Below are 20,689 nucleotides of genomic sequence, written 5' to 3' on the forward strand. Positions count from 1 at the left end.
AGAGTCTAGTTCATGTTTTCCACCGGGGGATCGGCAGCCGCGCCACTGGGATCCCGCTTCCGCCTGCTCTGGACCTCGGTCACGGTCTCCTCGCTCGGCGACGGGATGCGCTTCGTCGCGCTGCCGCTGCTCGCCGCGCGGATCTCCGGCGACCCGCGCGATCTGGCCCTGGTGGCCGTGGCCGAGCAGCTGCCCTGGCTGCTGCTCAGCCTGCCGGCCGGCGCGCTGGCCGACCGGGTCGACCGGCGGCGGCTGCTCTGGACGGTGGACCTGTGCCGCGCGCTGCTGGCCGCCGGCTTCGCGGTCGCGGTGGCGCTGGGCGCGGTGGACATCGCGGGGATCGCGCTGGTCGGCTTCCTGCTCGGCTGCGGTCAGACGCTCTACAACGCGGGTTGGGCGGGCGTGGTCCCCGCGGTGGTACCGCCCGTGGACCGGCCGCGGGCCAACGGACGGCTGCAGGCGGGCGCGCTGGTGTCGGACTCGCTGCTCGGTGCGCCGCTGGGCACCGTGCTCTTCGGGCTCGCCGCGCTCGCGCCGTTCGCGGTGGACGCGCTCTCCTTCGCGCTCGCCGCGCTGCTGGTCTTCGTGCTGCCGGGAAGCCTGCGGGTGCCGCGGCCCGAGGCGGTCGCGCCGGGCCGCCCGCCGACCGGGCGGCGGGAGGATGAGCGGGACGTGGAGCAGGCGCCGGGCTCGCCGGCGGCCGCCCGCCCGGCGGTGCGCGGCCTGCTCGCCGAGGCCCTCGAAGGCGCCCGCTGGCTGGCCCGGCACCCGCTGCTGCGCGCGCTCTGCCTGGCGGCCGCCACGGCCAACCTGGTGCTCGGCGGCGTGATCGCGGAACTGGTGCTCTACGCGCGCCAGGTGCTGCACCTCGGGACGCTCGGCTACGGCCTGCTGGTCGCCGCCTTCGCGGTCGGCGGGGTGGTCGGCTCGCTGCTGGCGCCCCGGCTCGGCCGCCGCCTGGGCACCCGGTGGACGCTGCTGGTCACCATGCTCGGCTCCGGCCTCGCGCTCGCGGTGGCCGCCGGTGCCGACAGCTGGCCGCTGGCGGGCGCCGCCACCGTCGGGTACGGCGCGCTGAGCCTGGCCTGGGGGGTGCTCGCCGTCTCGCTGCGGCAGGACCTGGTGCCGGAGCACCTGCTCGGCCGAGTCAGCATGGCGTACCAGATGGTCGCCAACGGCGGCCTGGCCGTCGGTGCCGTGCTGGCCGGCCTGGTGGCGCACGCCTACGGGCTGCGGGCCCCGTTCGCGGTCGGCGCCGCGCTGACCGTGCTGGTCGCACCGCTGCTCTTCCGGGTGCTGACCGCTCGTCAGGCCGCGGCCCTGGCCGCTACGGGGACGGCGACGGGGACGGGGTCCACGCGGACCGTGGCCACTGTCGCCACTGTCGCCGCAGCCGGCGATCCGGCCGCTCCTGCTGATCCGGCCGTTCTTGCTGATCCGGCCGCTCCGGCCGCCGATAACGGCGCAGTGGCCGCCGTCGCGGTCGCCGCTGCCGGTGAGACGGCGGTCACCCGTGCCAGCCGCCGCACCTCGGGCACCGCGAGCACCAGCACCGACAGCAGCGTCATCCCACCCGCGCAGGCCCACAGCGCTCCGTTCAGCCCGAGGCCGCCCGCCAGCGGCGCGGCCGCCACGGTGCCCACCGGGGCCAGCGCGACCGAGCCGCACCAGTCGTAGGCGGCCACCCGGGAGAAGCTCGCCGCCGGGATCTCCTGCTGCAGCGCCACCATCCAGCAGACCCCGTAGACGGTGCCGCCGACGCCGGAGGCGAACATCGCGCAGCCGATCACGGTCAGCGAAGCACCCGCCGCCAGCGAGGCGGCCGGGGCGGCGAAGAGCAGGATCCCGAAGGTGCCGGCCAGCAGCAGCCGGCGCGGCTGCCAACGGACCATCAGCAGCCCACCGGCCACCAGTCCCGCGCCCATCGCCGCGTTCACCAGGCCCCAGGGGCGCGGCCCGCCGAGCCGTTGGTCGGCCACCAGCGGGCCGAGCACCGACTCGGCGGCGATCAGGCAGGCGTTCACCACGCCGTACTGCACCACCACCGCCCAGAGCCAGCGCCGGGAGGTGAACTCCCGCCAGCCCTCGCGCAGATCAGCCAGCATCCCTGGTCCGCCCTCGCGTCCGGCGTCCGGCCCCGGGCCCGGCCCGGCGCACCGGTCGGCAGTCGCTGCCCCACCGCCGCCCCGCGCGGCCAGGGCGGTGGCCGCGGCGGCCGGCGCCGGGGTGCGCAGGAAGACCCGCAGCGCACCGGCCGCGGCCAGCGTGGTGGCGTCCAGCGCCAGCACCCAGCCGGGGCCGACCGCCGCGACCAGCGCGCCGCCCAGCGCCGCGCCACCGATCTGCGAGGAGTTGAGCGCGGTGCGGAAGAGCGCGAAGGCCCGTGGGGCCTGCTCCTGGTCGACCGATTCCATGATCATGCCCTCGGCCGCGGGGGCGTAGAAGGCCTGCCCGATCCCGTTGGCCGCCGCCAGCAGCACCACCTGCCAGAGCTGGGCCGAGCCGGTCAGCACGAGGGCGGCCAGCGCTGCTTGGGAGAGCGCGTTGCCGAGGTTGGCGGCGACCATCACCCGGTGCCGGGGCAGCCGGTCGGCGACCGCGCCGCCGATCAGCAGGAAGAGCACGATGGCGGCCAGCCGCGCGCCGGTCACGTAGCCGATCTCGGCGGCGCCGCCGCCCATCCGCAGCAGCGCGAAGGCGGTGGCGATCGGGGCCCCGGCGTTGCCCAGGCCGCTGACCACGGTGGCGCCGGTCTGGATCAGATAGTCGCGGCCGGCCCAGGAGGGCGGGCGGGGGCGGTGAGCTGTTCGGTTCCGGGGGCGGTTCTCACGGTGGTTCGGCGTGCGGCCGACAGTGGTGGTGGCTCGGTTCGGCATTCGCCCGACTATGACGGTGGCATGGAAGCCTGTCCACGCTACGGACAGGTACGGACAGGTTGGGTGAGTTACCCGGCAATCAGAGCTCGAAACTGGTCGAGGCTGATCGAAAATCAACTTGGATGCTCCGAACCCCCATGGCAGCATCGGCCGAATGGATGATCTTCTCCGCGCGGCCGGTGCTCTGTTGGACTGCCAGTTGACCGATCCGGTTGACCTGGGCGGCAGCCCGCGCAGCCGCGTGCTGCGCTGCCGGACGGGCGAGGGCGGCAGCGTGGTGCTCAAGGCCTTCGCCGAGGACGAGGAGGCGCGCCGCTCCTTCAGCAGCGAGGCGGCCGGTCTGGCGCTCGGCTTGGCCGGTCCCGAACTCCTCGCCGCTGACCGGGACTTGCGGCTGCTGGTGCTGGCCGATCTGGGCGCCGCGCCGACGCTGGCCGACCTGCTGCTCGGCTCGGACCCGAAGGCCGCCGAGCTCGGCCTGCTCGACTGGGCCCGCAGCCTGGGCCGGCTGGCCGCCGACTCGGTCGGCCGCCGCGCCGAGTTCGCCGAGTTGCTGACCCGCTACGACCTCGGCATGCCGCCCGGGGACGGTGAGCCGTGGGCGGCGAAGAACGCCGAGGAACTGCCCGCCGTGCTGCGCGCCGCCGGGGTCGAGCCGCCCCCGGGGCTGGCGGCCGAGCTGGCCGAGGTCGGCACGGCCGGCCGCGCGCGCTACCCCGGCTTCGGCCCTGGTGACACCTGCCCGGACAACAACCTGCTGACCGCGGACGGGTTGCGGCTGATCGACTTCGAGGCGGCCGGCTTCGAGTCGGTGTTCCTGACCGCCGCGTACTGCCGGATGCCCTTCTCCAGCTGCTGGTGCGTCTTCGAGCTGCCGCCCGGCCTGCCCGCCCGGATCGAGCGGGCCTACCGGAGTGAGCTGCTGGCCTGCTACCCGGAGCTGGCCGAGGACGCGATCTGGGAGGCGGGGATGGCGCAGGCCGTCGCCGTCTGGACGGTGGACCTGACGGTCGGCCTGCTGCCCCGCGCGGTGACGGCGGACGCTCCGACGCACCGCACCCGCCGCCCGGTGCCCACCATCCGCCAGGTGCTGCGGCAGCGCTGGGAGCGGGCGGCCGCGCTGCCGGGCCTGCCGGTCCTGGGCGAGACCATGGACCGGCTGCTGCGCGGGCCGGCGGCGAACTGGAGCGTGCCACCGCTGCCCGGTTACCCCGCTTTCGCGGAACCGGGCCAGGCCCTCAGCCCAGGTGCCCGCGAAGGAAGCTGAGGGTGCGCCGCCAGGCGATCCTGGCCTGCAGCGGGTCGTAGGCGCCGTCGGGGTCCTCGTCGTTCATGAAGGCGTGCCCGGCCGGGTAGAAGTGGATCTCGGGGCGGACGTCGGTCGCCTCACCGATCCGGATCGCCGCCTCGTCCACCGCGGCCATGGGCAACCCGTGGTCGTGCTCGGCGAAGTGGCCCAGCACGTGAGCGGTCAGCCCCCGGTAGTCGTAGTCGGGTTCGCGCGGCAGCCCGTAGAACGGCACCACCGCCGCCACCTTGTCGCCCTCCAGCGCGGCCAGCCGCAGCGCGAGGCCGCCGCCCATGCAGAAGCCGACCACCGCGACCGCGTCCCCGATCAGCGCCGGGTGGCCGAGCAGGAAGTCGACGGCGCCGCGCAGGTCGCCCGCCGCCCGCTCGGGCGGCAGGCGCGCGAGCAGTTCGGCGGCCTCGGCCCGGTCGTGGGTGGTGGCGCCGCCGTACAGGTCGGGCGCCAGGGCCAGGAAGCCCTCGGCGGCGAACCGGTCGACCATCGAGGTGATGTGCGTGGTCAGGCCCCACCACTCCTGCACCACCAGCAGCCCGGGGCCGCGCCCCCGCGGCGGCAGCGCGAGATAGCCGTGCGCTCGGCCCCCGTCGCTCGGGAAGGTGGTGTTCTGCGCCCCCGCGGCCGGTCCGGTGGTCGAGTCGCTCAACCCATCTCCTCCAGCGGCTTGCCGCGGGTCTCCTTGATGCAGAAGACCACGAACGGGATCGAGAGCAGCGCGAAGCAGGCGTAGATCACGTAGGTCGCGGAGAGGTTCCAGTCCGCGAGGTCCGGGAAGGTGACGGTGATCGCCCAGTTGGCGAGCCACTGGGCGGAGGCGGCCACCGAGAGGGCCAGCGCGCGGATCTTGTTCGGGAACATCTCGCCGAGCAGCACCCAGACCACCACGCCCCAGGAGAAGGCGAAGCAGAGCACGAAGACGTGCGCGGCGACCAGCGCGACGGTGCCCTGCAGGCTGGGCAGGGTGGCGCTGGTGCCGGTACCGGTGCGGTAGGAGAAGGCCCAGGCGGCGGTGGCCAGCGAGATCGCCATCCCGATCGAGCCGGCCAGGGCCAGCGGCTTGCGGCCGATCCGGTCCACCAGCAGCATCGCGATCACGGTGCCGATCACGTTGACGATCGAGGTGGAGATGCTGATCAGCAGGGAGTTGCTCTCGTTGATGCCGACCGACTGCCAGAGCACCGAGGAGTAGTAGAAGATCACGTTGATGCCGACGAACTGCTGGAAGACCGAGGCGCCGATGCCGACCCAGACGATCGGCAGCAGGCCGAACTGGCCGCCCAGCAGGTCGTGCAGCCGGGGCTTGTGGTCGGCGCGCAGCACCGTGTGGATCTCCGTCACCCGGGCGTCCAGGTCGGCCCTGGGACCCTCCACCTCGCGCAGCACCTCGCGGGCCTGCGCCTCCCGGCCGGTGGCGATCAGGTAGCGCGGCGATTCGGGGATGCGCAGCGTCATCACGCCGTAGACCAGGGCGGGCACCGTCTCCGCGCCCAGCATCCACTGCCAGGCCTGGATGCCCGCCAGGGGGTTGGTCGACTCCCCGCCCGCCCACTGGTTGAGCCCGTAGTTGACCAGTTGGGAGAAGGTGATGCCGAGCACGATCGCCATCTGCTGGAAGGAGGCCAGCCGGCCCCGGTAGGCGGTCGGCGCCACCTCGGCGATGTAGGTGGGCGCGACCACGGAGGCGATGCCGATCGCGATGCCGCCCAGCACCCGCCACAGGCCCAGCACCTGGACGCTCGGCGGGAACATCGAGCCCACCCCGCTGATCGCGAAGAGCACCGCGGCCAGCCACATGGTCCGCACCCGCCCCAGGTGGTCGGCCAGCCAACCGGCCGCCACCGCGCCGACCGCCGAGCCGAGCAGCGCGATCGCCACCACGAAGGCGGTCTCCCCGCTGCCGACGTGGAAGTGCTTCTGGATGCCGGTGACGGCGCCGTTGATGACGGCGCTGTCGTAGCCGAAGAGGAAGCCGCCCATGGCCGCGGCCGCGGAGATGAAGATGACGCGGCCCAGATGGGGGCTCTCGGCGGCCGGCTGGGCCGGTGCGGTCCTGGACAGGGTGGGCTCCCGGGGGTGTGGTCGGGGCTGATCAGCTTTGGGCTGATCGTTTTGGGCTGATCCGTACCATCAGATCAGGTGGATGCCCGTCTTCCCCGTAATGCCACCGGTATGTCCATCAGATTGGACCGGCCTGACCAGCCGTCACGCGGGTGACCCACCCCTGCGGCCACCCGTCAGGCAGGTGCCCTAAGGCTGCTCCACCGGGCAGCCGCCGCGCTGCCGGTTGCGCCGCACCAGCTGGGCCCGCGCGCCAGCGTCCCCGGGGCCGGCGCGGTCGGCGAGCCGCTGGGCGGCGGCGCTCTGCTGCTCCACCGGCACCTTGTCGTCGTACTTGAACTTCGCCCGCACCTCACCCACCGTCAGGCGCAGTCCGCGGATGCCCGACAGGCGCGGCCCGTACGGCTCCGCGCCGGGCACCACCCGCACCTCCGGCGTCTCCGGCTGGAAGTGCGCCAGTTGCCGGTTGAGGATCTCGGCCTTGCCGGCGGTGCTGTCCACGGCCTCGGCCAGGCAGTCGAACTGCACCGCGGCGTAGTAGCTGGTCGGCGTGCGGCTGGCCTGCCAGTAACCGGGCACGAAGACGTAGTCGTCGGTCACCACGAGGGTGACCCGCGGGTTGGCCTCGATCGCGGCGAAGAGCGGGTTGGGCGAGGCCAGGTGGAGCAGGATCTCGCCCCGGTCCGCGTCCAGGGCGAAGTGGGTGGGCACCAGCACCGGGCCGTCGTCACCGCGCCCGTTGGCCGCCAGCACGCCGAAGTCCCGCCCGACCATGAAGTCGCGCCACTCGGCCTCGCTGCCCCGGTCCCAGGAGCGGATCAGCACGCCGCACCGCCGGGCCGGAAGTCCCTCAGGTACGGGGGCAGTTCGCGCTCGGTGTCCGGGTGCGGCTCGGGCGTGCCGTAGGCGGTGGACACCGGCACGACGCCGGCCCAGTACGGCAGGTCCGCGTCCTCGGGATCGTCGTTCACCGTGCCGGCCCGGGTCTTGGCCGAGACCTCGTCCAGCACCAGCCGGATCACCGCCGTCATGGCCAGCTCCTTGGGGCTGGCACCCCGCACGTCCCGCGAGCGCCCCGGGACTGCCTGGTCGACCAGCGCGTCCAGCGCCACCGCGAGCTCCGCGGGATCGGTGACCTGCTCGGCGACGCCGTGCGCGACCACCGAGCGGAAGTTGACGGAGTGCCGGAACGCGGACTTGGCCAGCACCAGGCCGTCCACCTGGGTGACGGTCACGCAGACCGGCAGGCCCGCCGGGGCGCCGGCGGCCCGCAGCGGGCGGCTGCCGGTGGAGCCGTGCAGGTAGAGCCGGTCCTCGACCCGGGCGAAGATCGTCGGTAGCACGACCGGCCCGTCGGTGCCGGCGAAGCCCAGGTGGCAGACCCAGGAGGAGTCCAGGATCGCGTGGATCTCGGTCCGCTCCCAGCTGGCCCGGTCCCGGTAGCGGGTGGGTGTGGTGCGCGGGGTGCGGGCGTAGCGCTCGTCGTGCTGTTCGGCGCGCGGGTCCGACATGACAACCCCCTATGTACTAGTGCATAATTTCTTTTGTGCTAGGAGACTATCGGATTCAGGGCCGCCGCGCCACGGACATCGCGGCCGACGTCGAGCGGGCCGTCAGCGCCGGGCGGCTGGAGCCCGGCCAGCCGCTGCCCCCGCTGCGTGAGTTGGCCGAGGAGCTGGGGGTCAACCCCAACACCGTGGCCGCCGCCTACCGCCTGCTGCGCGACCGCGGGGTGATCGAGACCGCCGGGCGCAAGGGCAGCCGGATCCGTCCGCGCCCGGTCACCAGCTACCGCGACCAGGTCCGGCTCGACGTCCCGGCGGGCGCCCGCAACCTGGCGGCCGGCAATCCCGATCCCGCCCTGCTGCCACCGCTGGGCCCCGCCCTCGCGGTGGCCGCCGCCGCGGCCGACCGGTCCCCGGTGCTCTACGGCCAGCCCACCGCCGAGCCCGAGCTGGCCGCCTTCGCCACCGCCGGCTTCCGGGCCGACAAGGTGCCCGAGGGCGCCTTCGCGGTCACCAACGGCGCGTTGGACGCGATCGATCGGGTGCTCGCCACCCAGCTGCGCCCCGGCGACGCCGTCGCCGTCGAGGACCCGGGCTGGGGGAGCCTGCTCGACCTGCTGCCCGCCCACGGGCTGCGCACCCTGCCGGTCGCGCTGGACGACCAGGGCCCGCGCCCGGCGGCGCTGGCCGCGGCCCTGGCGGCCGGCGCCCGCGCGCTGATCGTCACCAGCCGGGCGCAGAACCCGACCGGCGCCGCGATCACCGCCGCCCGCGCCGCCGAACTGCGCGCCGTGCTGGCCGGGCACCCGGACGTGCTGCTGCTGGAGGACGACCACGGGCACGGCATCACCGAGCTGCCGTTCGCCACCCTGATCGCGGGGCCGGACGGCCGGCCGCTGGTCACCCGATGGGTGGTGGTCCGCTCCGCGGCCAAGGCCTTCGGCCCGGACCTGCGGCTCGCCGTGCTGACCGGCGACCGGGCCACCGTCGACCGGCTGCGCGGACGTCAGCGGCTGGACACCGGCTGGGTCAGCCACCTGCTGCAGCGCGCCACCGCCGAGCTCTGGCGCACCCACGGCGCCCGCCCGGCGGGCGTCGCCGAGGCCTACCGGGGTCGCCGCGAGGCGCTGCTCGCGGCGCTGGCCGCGCACGGCATCGCGGGCCACGGGGTGAGCGGGGTGAACGTCTGGATCCCGGTGCCGGAGGAGACCGGGGTGGTGGTGGGCCTGCTGCAGCGCGGGTGGGTGGTCACGCCGGGGGCGGCGTTCCGGGTGGACTCCCCGAGCGGGATCCGGGTCACCATCGCCCGGCTGGACCCGGCCGAGGCGCCGCGGTTCGCCGCCGACCTGGCCGCCGTGCTCGGCGGCTCCGCGGCGGGCGCGCGGCAGATCTGAGCAGGCAGGGCTGGGTGGGTGGGACAAGCAGGGCTGGGTGGGCGGGAGAAACAGGGCTGGGTGGGTGGGACAAGCAGGGCTGGGTGGGCGGGAGAAACAGGGCTGGGTGGGCGGGAGAAACATGACTGGGTGGGCGGGAGAGATGCGGCGGGGTGGGCGGGACGGGTAGCGCGGGGTGGGGCGCCGGGTCGGGCGGCGGCCTGAGGGAGCGACAGAAGTTAACGCACCGGTAACGGCGTGAGAAAGGTGCTGCAGCTACCTAGCGGTAACCGGCGCGCTCATGCCACATTCATCGCGCCACCGGCCGGCGGCTCTCCCTCACCCTCAGCGGCGTCCCACTCCCACACCGGGACGCCGCCGTCCGCAGGAGTAAAGCCGTGCTCGAACGATCCCCACAGGTCAAGCGCACCGTCCCGTTGAGACGGTCGCTGGCCACGCTGCTCACGCTCCCGCTCTGCGCCGGCGGCCTGCTCACCCTGGCCGCCCCCGCGCACGCCGCCGCCCCCGCCGGCCCCACCGCCAGCGTCACGCTCGGTGACAGCTACATCTCCGGGGAGGCGGGTCGCTGGAAGGGCAACAGCGACGACACCTCCGGCAGCCGGGACGGCACCGACCGCGCGTGGAACGGCAGCGGCTACGCGCCCGCCGGCATCTACGGCTCGACCTACGCCAGCGGGTGCGACCGCTCGGACGTGGCCGAGGTGAAGAGCGCCACCGGCATCGCCCAGACCAGCGTCAACCTGGCCTGCTCGGGTGCCACCACCGCCAACGTCTTCCGGGCCGCCGACGGCGGCCAGTCCTTCAAGGGCGAGGCCCCGCAGGCCGACCAGCTCGCCGCCCTGGCGGCCAAGGACAACGTCAAGCTGATCACCCTGTCCATCGGCGGCAACGACCTCGGCTTCTCGGACGTGATCACCGACTGCGCCGAGGACTACGCGATCTGGGACTCCTACTGCGCCGACACCGAGCAGTCGGCGATCGACGGCAAGATGCCCGCCGCGATGGCCGGGGTCGGCAAGGCGATCGACGAGATCCGCGCGGCGATGGCGGGCGACGGCTACGCCAGCGGCTCCTACCGGATCGTGCTGCAGTCCTACCCCTCGCCGATCCCGCGCAGCGGCGAGAACCGCTACAGCGAGAGCGGCTGGGACCGGGTGAACACCGGCGGCTGCCCGTTCTGGGACGCCGACTCCGACTGGGCCAGGGACACCATGGTCCCCGAGGTCTCCGACCAGCTGGCGGCGGTCGCGGCCGCCAAGGGCGTGCAGTTCCTCGACCTGCGTGACTTCCTGCAGGGCCGCGAGGTCTGCTCCACCGCGACCCGGCTGGCCACCCCGGGCACCCCGCCCTCGGCGACCACCAGCGAGTGGGCCCGCTTCGTCGACGTCGGCACCACCACCCAGGGCACGACCCAGGAGTCGATGCACCCGAACTACTACGCCCAGCAGGCCCTGGGCCGCTGCCTGACCCTGCTCTGGGCCCGCACCAGCGGCGACTTCGCCTGCCGCAACACCCCTGGCCAGGACGCCTCCGGGATGTACCTCAGCGCCACCTCCTGACACCCCGGCGGTCCTGCTCGGGACCCGCACCGGGACGCACCCCGGCCCGCCGTGCGCTGGACACGGCGGGCCGGGGTGCGACGGCGCGGGGGCCGGGGCGGCCTCAGTGCTTGGCGTGCAGCGAGCTGGTGTGCTCGCGGATCTGCTCCTTGGTCAGGTAGGCGTCGGTGTACTCGAAGTCCCGCAGCCTGGCGGGGCGCCGGGCCAGGAAGCCGATCCGCACGAAGTCGTCGCCCGCGGTGGCGTTCATGGCCCAGTTGGCGCCGACCCGCAGCTTGGCCACGTTGGTCCGCATCGCCATCAGGTGGTAGCCGCGCGCCACCAGCTGCGCCGGCAGGCCGCTCATCTCCACGCCGAGCGGCTTGGAGACCGCGTCCTTGCCGCCCAGGTCGACCACCAGGCCCAAGTCCTTGTGGTAGTACGGCTCCAGCGGCTGGTTGCGCAGCGCGGCGACCAGGTTGTCGGCCACCTTGCGGCCCTGGCGCGCCGAGTGCTGCGCGGTGGGCGGGCAGACCGCGCCGTCGCCCTTGGCCAGGTCCGGCACGGCCGCCGCGTCGCCGAGCGCGAAGATGCCCTCGAACTGCGGCACCCGCATCTCGGCGGTCACCGCGATCCGCCCGCGCACCGTCTCCGCGTCCAGCGTGCCGATCAGCGGGCTGGCGGCCACCCCGGCGGTCCAGATCAGCGTGCGCGAGGGGATCACCCGCCCGTCGGTGAAGGTCACCGTGGTGTCGCCGACCTCGGCCACCGAGACGCCGAGCGAGACGTCCACGCCGCGCTCGCGCAGCACCTTCATGGCGCGGGTGCCCAGGTGCTCGCCGAGTTCGGGCATCAACTTGGGCGCGATGTCGATCAGGTGCCACTTGATCAGCCGCGGATCCAGCCGCGGGTAGCGGTCCAGCGCGGCGGTGGTCAGCCGCTGCAGGCAGGCGGCCGTCTCGGTGCCCGCGTAGCCGCCGCCGACCACCACGAACTGCAGCCGGGATTCGCGCTCGGCCTGGTCCAGCGTGGCGGAGGCGAGGTCGAGCTGCGCGATCACGTGGTCGCGGATGTAGGCGGCCTCGGCCAGCGTCTTCATGCCGCGGGCGTGATCGCTCAGGCCGGGGATGTCGAAGGTGCGGGTGATGCTGCCGGGCGCCAGCACCAGGTAGTCGTAGGGCTCGGCGACCACCTGCTCGGTGATCTTGCGGATGATGCACACCTTGGCGCGCGGGTCGATGCCGATCGCGCCGCCCGGGATGATGTCGGTGCGGCGCAGCGTGCGGCGCAGCGAGATGGCCACGGACGAGGGCGTGAGCACCCCGGCGGCGACGTGCGGGAGCAGCGGCAGGTACAGCTGGTAGCTGAAGGGGGCGACCAGGGTGATCTGCGCCTCCGTCGCGGCGAGCTTGCGCTCCAGCCGACGCGCGCACTCCAGACCGGCGAAGCCACCGCCCACCACCAGGATCCGAGGACGTTCCATCTGTCTTCCTTCGCAGTCGGCGGGGCCCATGTGACGGGACGCCACGTCCTGGCAACCCTTGCACGGGCCCTGGGGGCGCGCCACCGCAAGCCGGGCGGATGGGTAGGGTTGGCGCGTGCTTCGTGAGGTGACGGCGGTCCGCTATGTGACGCCACTGCGAGAAGGCGGCTCGATGCCGGGCCTGGTGGCGGCCGACGACCACCGGCTCTACGCGCTCAAGTGGAGCGGTGCGGCACAGGGGCGCAAGGCGCTGGTGGCCGAGGTGCTGGCCGGCGAACTGGCGCGCGGGCTCGGACTGCCGGTACCCGAACTGGTCCGGATCGACCTCGACCCGGTGCTGGCCCGCAGTGAGCCGGAGCAGCAGATCCAGGAGCAGATCCGGGCCAGCGGCGGGGTCAACGTGGGCCTGGCCTTCCTGAGCGGGGCGTTCAACTTCGACCCGCTCTGCTTCGAGGTGGATCCGGAGCAGGCCGCCCGGGTGCTCTGGTTCGACGCCCTGATCGGCAACGTCGACCGCTCCTGGCGCAACCCCAACCTGCTGGTGGTCGACGGGCGGCTGCAGCTGATCGACCACGGCGCGAGCCTGATCTTCCACCACCACTGGGCCGGTGCGGCCCGGTGGACCCGGCGGCCCTACGACGCGGGCGACCACGCGCTGCGCCGCTTCGCCGGCGACCTGGCGGCAGCCGACGCGGAGCTGGCCGGGCGCGCCACGCCGGGGCTGCTGGCCGCGGCGGCGGAGGCGATCCCCGAGGAGTTCCTGCTGGACGAGCCCGGCTTCGCGGACCCCGCGGCCGTCCGGGCCGCCTACGTCGACCAGTTGCTGGCGCGGCTGGCCGGACCGCGCGACTGGCTGCCCGTGCTCCCCCCGCACTCCCCGGAGGCGACCGCATGACCGACCCGCACCGCATGACCGACCTGCACCGCATGACCGACCCGCACGGCCCGACCGACCTGCACGACTACGAGTACGCGGTGATCCGGGCGGTTCCCCGGGTGGAGCGCGGTGAGTGCGTCAACCTCGGGGTGCTCCTGTACTGCCGCTGGCGCGAGGAGCTGGCGGTGCGCACGCTGCTGCCCGAGGCGAAGCTGCTGGTGCTGGACCCGGCCCTGGACCTGTCCGGGGTGGCGCGGGCGCTGCGCGGCATCGAGGGCGTCTGCGCCGGCGGCCCAGCGGCTGGACCGGCGGCCGGGGACAGCCCCGGGCAGCGGTTCCGCTGGCTGACCGCGCCGCGCAGCGCCGTGGTGCAGCCGGGACCGGTGCACACCGGGCTGACCGGCGACCCGGCGGCGGAGCTGGAGCGGCTCTTCGCCCAGCTGGTCGCCTGACCCGGATCGCCCGGCGCGGGCCTGGCCTGGCGGGTCTCAGTTGAACACTCAGTTGAACAGGACAGGTCGGTTGTCGGATTCAACACTGGAGTAGATAAAACTTTTATGCGTACTGTGGTCTCATGGGCTCCATGACCACCGCCGCACCCCCCGTCGCCACCTCCGCTCTGATGGAGGCGGTGGCCGCCGTCAGCGCCGCTTACTTCCTCGACTTCACCGCCGCGGCGGGGCGGCACGGGCTCAGCTCCTCACAGGCCAAGGCCCTGGGCGTGGTGCTGGAACCGGTGCCGATGCGGGCGCTGGCCGGCCGGCTCGGCTGCGACGCCTCGAACGTCACCGGCATCGTCGACCGCCTGGAGGGCCTGGGCCTGGCCCGCCGCGAAGCGGCCGCCGGGGACCGCCGGGTCAAGATCGTCACCATCACCGAGCAGGGCCGCGAGGTGCTGCTGAACATCCGTGCCGACATGGCCAAGGCGCACCGGGCCCTGGACTCGCTCAGCGAGGCGCAGCGCACCGAACTGCTGGCGATGTGCCACCAGCTGCTGCCACTGTTGACCGACTGACCGACTGACCGACTGACCGACTGACCGACTGACCGACTGACCGACTGACCGACTGACCGACTGACCGACTGGTTGGCTGGTTGGCTGACCGACTGGTCGATCGGCTGCCGGACTGCCCGACCGGCTGCTCGGCGCGTCCTGCCGCTGGACGACGCCGTCCGCCGTCTGCTTACGTGTCCCCGGTTCGGGTCCGATCGATCGGGGGGCGTGTCGGTGACGCAGGGCTGGGGAGCGGACCTACTGCTGGGCGCCGTGGTGCTGGCCGGGGCCTCGGTGCAGCGGATGGCGGGGATCGGCTTCGCGCTGGTCGCCGCGCCGGCGCTGGCGCTGCTGCTGGGCGCGGGCCCCGGGGTGGTGCTGTCCAACTGCGCCGCCGGGGCGATCAGCGCGATCGGGCTGGCCACCAGCTGGCGCCAGGTCCGCCCGGCGGCGATGGTGCCGCTGGTGGCGGCCGCCGCGGTGAGTGTCCCGCTCGGCGCCTGGGTGGCCGCCCGGCTGCCGGAACCGCAGCTGTTCGTCTCGATGGGCGCCATGGTCAGCGTCGCGGTGCTGCTGGTCATCTTCGGTACCCGGGTGGCCGCGCTGCGCGGGCTGCGCGGCGCGCTGGCGGCGGGGGCGGCCAGCGGCTTCATGAACTCCGCGGCCGGGGTCGGCGGCCCCGCCCTGTCGCTGTACGCGGTGAACGCGGGCTGGACGGTTCGCGAGTTCGTGCCGAACGCCCAGTTCTACGGCCTCCTGGTGAACCTCTTCTCACTCCTCGCCAAGGGCGTGCCCCGGCTCGGCCGCCCTGCCTGGCTGGCGGTGTCCGCCGCCCTGCTGCTGGGCGCGCTGATCGGACGCGAGTTGGCCGAGCGGGTGCCCGAGCGCCGGGCCCGCACCGTCGTCCTGCTGCTCGCCCTGGCCGGCGGGCTGACCACCCTGGCCAAGGGCCTCCTCGAGCTGTAGGGCCGTCGTGCCGACCGGGCCCCAGCTGAGCTGTGCCGACCGGGCCCCAGCCCCGTCGTGCCGACCGGCTGACCTCGGCTGTTAACCTTGCGAAGCGTGAGCGCGAAGCCCCAGATCCCCAATGTCCTGGCCGCCCGGTACGCCTCGGCTACCCTGGCCCAGCTGTGGTCCCCCGAGCACAAGGTGGTCCTCGAACGCCACCTGTGGCTCGCCGTCCTGAAGGCCCAGCAGGATCTCGGGATCGACGTCCCCGAGACCGCTGTCGCCGACTACGAGCGGGTGATCGACCAGGTCGACCTCGCTTCCATCGCCGCCCGTGAGCGGGTCACCCGGCACGACGTGAAGGCCCGGATCGAGGAGTTCAGCGAGCTCGCGGGCCACGAGCAGATCCACAAGGGGATGACCTCCCGGGATCTGACCGAGAACGTCGAGCAACTGCAGATCCGCCAGTCCCTGGAGCACGTGCGGGACCGCACCGTCGCCGTCCTGGTCCGCCTGGGCCGGCTCTCCGCCGAGCACGCCGCGCTGGTGATGGCCGGCCGCTCGCACAACGTCGCCGCCCAGGCCACCACCCTCGGCAAGCGCTTCGCCAGCATCGCCGACGAGCTGCTGGTCGCCTTCGCCCGCCTGGAGGAGCTGATCGCCCGGTACCCGCTGCGCGGGATCAAGGGCCCGGTCGGCACCGCGCAGGACATGCTCGACCTGCTGGGCGGCGACGCCGGCAAGCTGGCCGAGCTGGAGCAGCGGGTGGCCGGCCACCTCGGCTTCGGACACGTCTTCACCTCGGTCGGCCAGGTCTACCCGCGCTCGCTGGACTTCGAGGTGCTCACCGCGCTGGTCCAGCTGGCCGCCGCACCCTCCAGCCTGGCCAAGACGATCCGCCTGATGGCCGGCCACGAGCTGGTGACCGAGGGCTTCAAGGAGGGCCAGGTCGGCTCCTCCGCGATGCCGCACAAGATGAACACCCGCTCCTGCGAGCGGGTGAACGGCCTCACGGTGATCCTGCGCGGCTACGCCTCGATGACCGCCGAGCTGGCCGGCGACCAGTGGAACGAGGGCGACGTCTCCTGCTCGGTGGTGCGCCGGGTCGCGCTGCCGGACGCCTTCTTCGCCTTCGACGGTCTGCTGGAGACCTTCCTGACGGTGCTCGACGAGTTCGGCGCCTTCCCGGCCGTGATCGAGGCCGAGCTGGACCGCTACCTGCCCTTCCTGGCCACCACCAAGGTGCTGATGGGCGCGGTGCGTGCCGGGGTCGGCCGCGAGGTCGGGCACGAGGTGATCAAGGAGCACGCGGTCGCCTCGGCGCTCGCGATGCGCGCCGGCGCCCGCGAGAACGAGCTGCTCGACCGGCTGGCCGCCGACGAGCGGATCCCGCTGGACCGGGCCGGGCTGGACGCGCTGCTCGCCGACCGGCTCTCCTTCACCGGCGCCGCCGGGGCCCAGGTGGCCGAGGTGGTCCGCCGGATCGAGGCCGTCGCCACCGCCCACCCGCAGGCCGCCAAGTACGCGCCGGGCGACATCCTCTGAGCCGCTGAGCCGTCCCTCCCGGCGGACCTGACCTGCCCGCCGCCGCCCGTCAGCGGGTGGACCCGGGGCATTCGTGCCCCGGGTCCACCGGCGGGCCGGTGGTGCCGCAGTACCAGGTGCCGTCCGGCTCGACCGTGGGCTCGCCGGTGGGCGTGGGCTCGGGCACCGGCGGCCGGCCCGGCACCGTGGCCAGTGCCAGCAGCCCGGCCGCGGCGAGCACCCCCGCGCAGATCAGCACGGCCGTGCGGAACGCGGCGTCCACCGCGCTCGGCACCCGGTACTGCTCGCCGCTCAGCCCGGTGAGCAGCGGCAGCGCCGCGACCGCCAGCAGGCCGGCGGCGCGCGCCGCGGCATTGTTCACCCCGCTGGCGATGCCGGCCCGGCGCACCTCCACCGCCGCCAGCACGGTCGCGGTCAGCGGCGCCACCAGCAGCGTCAGACCGATCCCGAAGAGCACGGCGGCCGGCAGCACATCCGTCCAGTACGAGGCGTCCGGGCCGATCCGCAGCATCAGCAGCACCCCGCCCGCCGCGATCAGCGGACCGGCGGTCAGCGGCAGCCGGGGGCCGATCCGGGTCGCGAGCGCGCCCGCCCGGGCCGAGAAGAGCAGCATCAGCACCGTGACCGGGGCGAACGCCACCCCCGCCACCAGCGGCTCGAACCCGGACACGGTCTGCAGCTGCACCTGGAGGAAGAAGAAGATCCCGCCCAGCGCGCCGTAGACGCCGAGCGTCACCAGGTTGACCGCGCTGAACAGCCGCGAGCGGAAGAGCTCCAGCGGCAGCATCGGATGGGCACTGCGCCGCTCGACGGTCACGAACGCGACGCCCAGCAGCACGCCGGCGACCGCCGAGACCCAGACCGCCGCCGACACCTGCTCCGCCGCGGCCGTCAGCGCGTAGGTGACCCCGCCCAGCGAGAGCGCGGCCAGCACCGACCCCGGCACGTCGAAGCCGCCCGTGGCCTGCTCGTCCCGACTCTCCGGCACGTGGCGCAGGGTCAGCACCGCGACCACGACCGCGACCGGCAGGTTGATCACGAAGATCCAGCGCCAGCCGGGACCGCTCACCAGCCAGCCGCCCAGGATCGGCCCGACCGCCGTGGCCACCCCGCCCAGCCCGGACCAGGCACCGACGGCCGCCGAGCGGTCGTCGGGGTGGAAGCTCGCCTGGAGCAGCGCGAGCGAGCCGGGGGTCAGCAGCGCGCCGCCCACGCCCTGCAGTGCGCGGGCGGCCACCAGCACGCCGACCGAGGGCGCGATCGCGCAGATCCCGGAGGCGGCGGCGAACCAGCAGACGCCGATCACGAAGATCCGCCGCCGCCCGTACCGGTCGCCCAGCGAGCCGCCCAGCAGGATCAGCCCGGCGAGCGTCAGCAGGTAGGCGTTGACCGTCCACTGGAGCGCGGCCAGCGAGGCCCCGAGGTCGTCACCGATGGCCGGCAGCGCGACGTTGACGACGGTGCCGTCCAGCATCGCCATCCCCGACCCGAGCGCGGCGGCCACCACCACCCAGCGCCCCTGACGGCTCTTCAACCTCAGCTGACTCTCCATAACCTCCGATCCTGCGGGACGCGGCTCGCGGGCGGAACACCGCCGCGCCGGGGTGGCCGATCCCGGGTGGCGACCGGACCTGGGGCGGGTGAGGGTGGAGCCGGATCATGTCCCCCCGTGCAGTCAGGTGATGCCCCATGACGCTGCCCTCGGCCTTCGGCGCCGGCGATCCCTTCTCCGACATCTTCAGCCGCTTCTTCGGTACCAGCCCGCTCTCCTCGCCGCCCGCCGTGCAGCGGGTCCCGATCGGCCGGCTGCTCAACGAGTCGAGCCGGGAGCTGATCGAGGCGGCCGCCCAGCGCGCGGCCGAGGACGGCAGCACCGACCTGGACACCGGCCACCTGCTCTGGGCCGCCACCCAGGTCGACGCCGCCCGCCGGATGCTGGAGCGGGCCGGGGTCGATCCCGACGAGCTGGCCGAGGACCTGCGCGCCTCGCTGCCCACCGACGCCGTGGGGACCACCGGCGAGCCGTCACTCACCCCCGCCGCCAAGCGCGCGCTGCTCACCGCGCACGCCCGTTCGCAGGCCGCCGGCGCCTCCTACATCGGCCCCGAGCACATCCTCGGCGCGCTGCTGGAGCAGGAGCGCTCCGGGGCCGGCCAGGCGCTGCGCAACGTGGCGCCCTCGCCCGGCGCGCTGCGCACGGCGACCGCGGGGGAGGGCGGCAGCCCGAGCGACACGCCGACCCTGGACGAGTACGGGCGGGACCTGACCGTCGACGCGCGGGCCGGCAAGCTCGACCCGGTGGTCGGCCGGGCCGAGGAGATCGAGCAGACCGTCGAGATCCTCTCCCGGCGCACCAAGAACAACCCGGTGCTGATCGGTGAGCCGGGTGTCGGCAAGACCGCCATCGTGGAGGGCCTGGCCCAGCGGATCGTCTCGGGGGACGTGCCGCGGACCCTGAAGGACCGCCGGGTGGTCACCCTCGACCTGACCGGGCTGGTGGCCGGCTCCAAGTACCGCGGCGAGTTCGAGGAGCGGCTGAAGAAGGTGATCGACGAGGTGGTCGCCGCCGACCAGAGCGTGATCCTCTTCCTGGACGAGCTGCACACCGTGGTCGGCGCGGGCGGCGGCGGTGAGGGCTCGATGGACGCCGGCAACATCCTCAAGCCGGCGCTGGCCCGCGGCGAGCTGAGCGTGGTGGGCGCCACCACGCTGGACGAGTACCGCCGGCACGTGGAGAAGGACGCCGCGCTGGAGCGCCGCTTCCAGCCGGTGCTGGTCCCCGAGCCGAGCGTCGAGGAGACCGTGCGGATCCTGCAGGGCCTGCGCGACTCCTACGAGGCCCACCATCAGGTCCGCTTCACCGACGAGGCGCTGGACGCGGCCGCCGCGCTCTCCGACCGCTACGTCAGCGACCGCTTCCTGCCGGACAAGGCGATCGACCTGCTGGACCAGGCCGGCGCCCGGGTGCGGCTGCGCGGCCTGGGCGGCAGCGGCGAGGCGCAGCGGAGCAAGGACGCGATCGCCAGGCTGCGCCGCGAGCTGGACGAGGCGGTGGCCGAGGAGGACTTCGCCCGCGCCGCCGAGTACAAGCAGCAGCTGCGGCAGGCCGAGGACGGGCTGGCCGAGGTCGCCGAGCAGCGCGAGGGCGTGGTGAGCGTGACCCCCCAGGACATCGCCGAGGTGCTCTCCCGGCGCACCGGCATCCCGGTCGCCCAGCTCACCGAGACCGAGCGGGACCGGCTGCTCAAGCTGGAGGAGACCCTGCACCAGAAGGTGATCGGCCAGGACGAGGCGGTGGTCGCCGTCGCCCAGGCGGTGCGCCGCGGCCGGGCCGGGATGGGCGACCCGGACCGCCCCACCGGCAGCTTCCTCTTCCTGGGCCCCACCGGGGTCGGCAAGACCGAGCTGGCCAAGGCCCTGGCCGAGCTGCTCTTCGGCGACCCGGACCGGATGATCCGCTTCGACATGAGCGAGTTCCAGGAGAAGCACACCGTCTCCCGCCTGGTCGGCTCCCCACCCGGCTACGTCGGCTACGAGGAGGCCGGCCAGCTGACCGAGGCGGTGCGCCGCAAGCCGTACAGCGTGCTGCTGCTCGACGAGGTGGAGAAGGCCCACCCGGACGTCTTCAACCTGCTGCTCCAGGTGCTGGACGACGGCCGGCTCACCGATGCCCAGGGCCGCACCGTCGACTTCCGCAACACGGTGGTCATCATGACCAGCAACATCGGCTCCCGCCGGATCCTGGAGCACCACGGCGAGGTCGACACCATCCGCGGTGACCTGATGAAGGACCTGGGGCAGCACTTCCGGCCCGAGTTCCTCAACCGGATCGACGAGGTGATCGTCTTCCACGCGCTCACCCGGGCCGACCTGGTGCGGATCGTGGACCTGCTGCTCGACCGCAGCCGCCGCCGACTCAGGGCGCAGGAGGTCGACCTGGAGGTCACCGCGAACGCCAAGGAGTGGCTGGCCAACCGCGGCTACCAGCCCGAGTTCGGCGCCCGTCCGCTGCGCCGCACCATCCAGTCCGAGCTGGACAACCGGGTGGCCAACCTGCTGCTGGAGGGCACCGTCCAAGCCGGTGACACCGTGCTCGCCGACGTCGAGGACGGCGAGCTGACCTGCACGCTGGCCCGCCCCGCGGCCAGTGGGAAGGAGTGAGCGC

At 73.9% G+C, this 20,689-nt stretch carries 16 protein-coding genes and 1 pseudogene; 10 read left to right on the forward strand and 7 right to left on the reverse strand.

Translation table 11 applies throughout. The annotated features are described in order from the left end of the window. Positions 1-12: 12 nt before the first annotated feature. Positions 13-1,284, forward strand: a pseudogene (locus tag OG455_RS35740) (MFS transporter); the annotation flags it as partial. A gap of 23 nt (positions 1,285-1,307) precedes the next feature. Here OG455_RS35740 and OG455_RS35745 read toward each other — a convergent pair. Next, entirely contained in the window at positions 1,308-2,876 is a 1,569-nt protein-coding gene (locus OG455_RS35745; protein ID WP_266300430.1) for an MFS transporter, read from the reverse strand. A gap of 154 nt (positions 2,877-3,030) precedes the next feature. Between OG455_RS35745 and OG455_RS35750 the strand changes: the two genes are divergently transcribed. Next, positions 3,031-4,143 carry a hypothetical protein gene (locus OG455_RS35750; protein ID WP_266300431.1) on the forward strand — a complete coding sequence of 371 codons (1,113 nt, stop codon included), beginning with the start codon at positions 3,031-3,033 and terminating at the stop codon, positions 4,141-4,143. On the opposite strand, the gene OG455_RS35755 is transcribed toward OG455_RS35750, so the two are convergent. The 4 genes from OG455_RS35755 to OG455_RS35770 all read right to left on the reverse strand — a co-directional run bounded on the left by OG455_RS35755 (position 4,115) and on the right by OG455_RS35770 (position 7,751). Continuing rightward, entirely contained in the window at positions 4,115-4,828 is a 714-nt protein-coding gene (locus OG455_RS35755; RefSeq protein WP_266300432.1) for a dienelactone hydrolase family protein, read from the reverse strand. The genes OG455_RS35750 and OG455_RS35755 overlap by 29 nt on opposite strands. After that, a complete protein-coding gene (locus tag OG455_RS35760) occupies positions 4,825-6,159 on the reverse strand; it encodes a sugar porter family MFS transporter (RefSeq protein ID WP_323185628.1) in 1,335 nt (444 codons plus the stop codon). Before OG455_RS35760 ends, OG455_RS35755 begins: the two co-directional genes overlap by 4 nt. Before the next feature lie 270 nt (positions 6,160-6,429). After that, entirely contained in the window at positions 6,430-7,065 is a 636-nt protein-coding gene (locus OG455_RS35765; RefSeq protein WP_266300433.1) for an FMN-binding negative transcriptional regulator, read from the reverse strand. Then, entirely contained in the window at positions 7,059-7,751 is a 693-nt protein-coding gene (locus OG455_RS35770; RefSeq protein ID WP_266300434.1) for a pyridoxamine 5'-phosphate oxidase family protein, read from the reverse strand. The genes OG455_RS35765 and OG455_RS35770 overlap by 7 nt, the downstream gene beginning before the upstream one ends. Before the next feature lie 35 nt (positions 7,752-7,786). Between OG455_RS35770 and OG455_RS35775 the strand changes: the two genes are divergently transcribed. Together OG455_RS35775 and OG455_RS35780 are read left to right on the forward strand one after the other, a co-directional pair. Continuing rightward, positions 7,787-9,139: an aminotransferase class I/II-fold pyridoxal phosphate-dependent enzyme gene (locus OG455_RS35775; RefSeq protein ID WP_266300435.1), complete on the forward strand. Its 1,353-nt coding sequence runs from the start codon at positions 7,787-7,789 to the stop codon at positions 9,137-9,139. Between the two features lie 377 nt (positions 9,140-9,516). Next, positions 9,517-10,698 carry a GDSL-type esterase/lipase family protein gene (locus OG455_RS35780; protein WP_266300436.1) on the forward strand — a complete coding sequence of 394 codons (1,182 nt, stop codon included), beginning with the start codon at positions 9,517-9,519 and terminating at the stop codon, positions 10,696-10,698. Positions 10,699-10,801: 103 nt separating this feature from the next. Here OG455_RS35780 and OG455_RS35785 read toward each other — a convergent pair whose 3' ends face one another. Then, entirely contained in the window at positions 10,802-12,160 is a 1,359-nt protein-coding gene (locus OG455_RS35785) for an NAD(P)/FAD-dependent oxidoreductase (RefSeq protein ID WP_266300437.1), read from the reverse strand. 115 nt (positions 12,161-12,275) lie between these two features. Here OG455_RS35785 and OG455_RS35790 point away from each other — a divergent pair, with 115 nt between their 5' ends. From OG455_RS35790 to purB, 5 genes are all read left to right on the forward strand, one after another. Next, entirely contained in the window at positions 12,276-13,055 is a 780-nt protein-coding gene (locus tag OG455_RS35790) for a HipA family kinase (RefSeq protein WP_266300438.1), read from the forward strand. 32 nt (positions 13,056-13,087) lie between these two features. After that, positions 13,088-13,489: a DUF3037 domain-containing protein gene (locus OG455_RS35795; RefSeq protein WP_266301080.1), complete on the forward strand. Its 402-nt coding sequence runs from the start codon at positions 13,088-13,090 to the stop codon at positions 13,487-13,489. A 122-nt stretch (positions 13,490-13,611) separates the two neighbouring features. After that, positions 13,612-14,052, forward strand: a complete 441-nt coding sequence (locus tag OG455_RS35800) for a MarR family winged helix-turn-helix transcriptional regulator (RefSeq protein ID WP_266300439.1) — start codon at positions 13,612-13,614, stop codon at positions 14,050-14,052. Positions 14,053-14,265: 213 nt separating this feature from the next. Beyond that, the gene (locus tag OG455_RS35805; RefSeq protein ID WP_266301081.1) at positions 14,266-14,997 is read left to right on the forward strand and encodes a sulfite exporter TauE/SafE family protein; all 732 of its coding nucleotides are present in this window, start codon (positions 14,266-14,268) and stop codon (positions 14,995-14,997) included. Positions 14,998-15,084: 87 nt separating this feature from the next. Then, positions 15,085-16,524 (forward strand): adenylosuccinate lyase, encoded by a 1,440-nt coding sequence (gene purB, locus OG455_RS35810; protein WP_266300440.1) that lies wholly within the window; start codon positions 15,085-15,087, stop codon positions 16,522-16,524. Positions 16,525-16,573: 49 nt separating this feature from the next. On the opposite strand, the gene OG455_RS35815 is transcribed toward purB, so the two are convergent. Further along, positions 16,574-18,076 (reverse strand): MFS transporter, encoded by a 1,503-nt coding sequence (locus OG455_RS35815; RefSeq protein ID WP_266300441.1) that lies wholly within the window; start codon positions 18,074-18,076, stop codon positions 16,574-16,576. A gap of 137 nt (positions 18,077-18,213) precedes the next feature. On the opposite strand from OG455_RS35815, the gene OG455_RS35820 reads away from it, so the two are divergent. Continuing rightward, complete coding sequence (locus tag OG455_RS35820) at positions 18,214-20,685, forward strand: ATP-dependent Clp protease ATP-binding subunit (RefSeq protein WP_266300442.1); 2,472 nt, start codon at positions 18,214-18,216, stop codon at positions 20,683-20,685. The last annotated feature ends 4 nt before the right edge of the window (positions 20,686-20,689 follow it).

Source organism: Kitasatospora sp. NBC_01287, assembly GCF_026340565.1.
Taxonomy (GTDB): Bacteria; Actinomycetota; Actinomycetes; order Streptomycetales; family Streptomycetaceae; genus Kitasatospora.

What these genes read in the sequence shown, in the direction of transcription:
- OG455_RS35750 (WP_266300431.1), top strand. Translation starts at nt 3,031, where the DNA reads ATGGATGATCTTCTCCGCGCGGCCGGTGCTCTGTTGGACTGCCAGTTG.
- OG455_RS35745 (WP_266300430.1), bottom strand. Translation starts at nt 2,876, where the DNA reads ATGCCGAACCGAGCCACCACCACTGTCGGCCGCACGCCGAACCACCGT.
- OG455_RS35760 (WP_323185628.1), bottom strand. Translation starts at nt 6,159, where the DNA reads ATGGGCGGCTTCCTCTTCGGCTACGACAGCGCCGTCATCAACGGCGCC.
- OG455_RS35800 (WP_266300439.1), top strand. Translation starts at nt 13,612, where the DNA reads ATGGGCTCCATGACCACCGCCGCACCCCCCGTCGCCACCTCCGCTCTG.
- OG455_RS35820 (WP_266300442.1), top strand. Translation starts at nt 18,214, where the DNA reads ATGACGCTGCCCTCGGCCTTCGGCGCCGGCGATCCCTTCTCCGACATC.
- OG455_RS35770 (WP_266300434.1), bottom strand. Translation starts at nt 7,751, where the DNA reads ATGTCGGACCCGCGCGCCGAACAGCACGACGAGCGCTACGCCCGCACC.
- OG455_RS35795 (WP_266301080.1), top strand. Translation starts at nt 13,088, where the DNA reads ATGACCGACCCGCACGGCCCGACCGACCTGCACGACTACGAGTACGCG.
- OG455_RS35815 (WP_266300441.1), bottom strand. Translation starts at nt 18,076, where the DNA reads ATGGAGAGTCAGCTGAGGTTGAAGAGCCGTCAGGGGCGCTGGGTGGTG.
- OG455_RS35785 (WP_266300437.1), bottom strand. Translation starts at nt 12,160, where the DNA reads ATGGAACGTCCTCGGATCCTGGTGGTGGGCGGTGGCTTCGCCGGTCTG.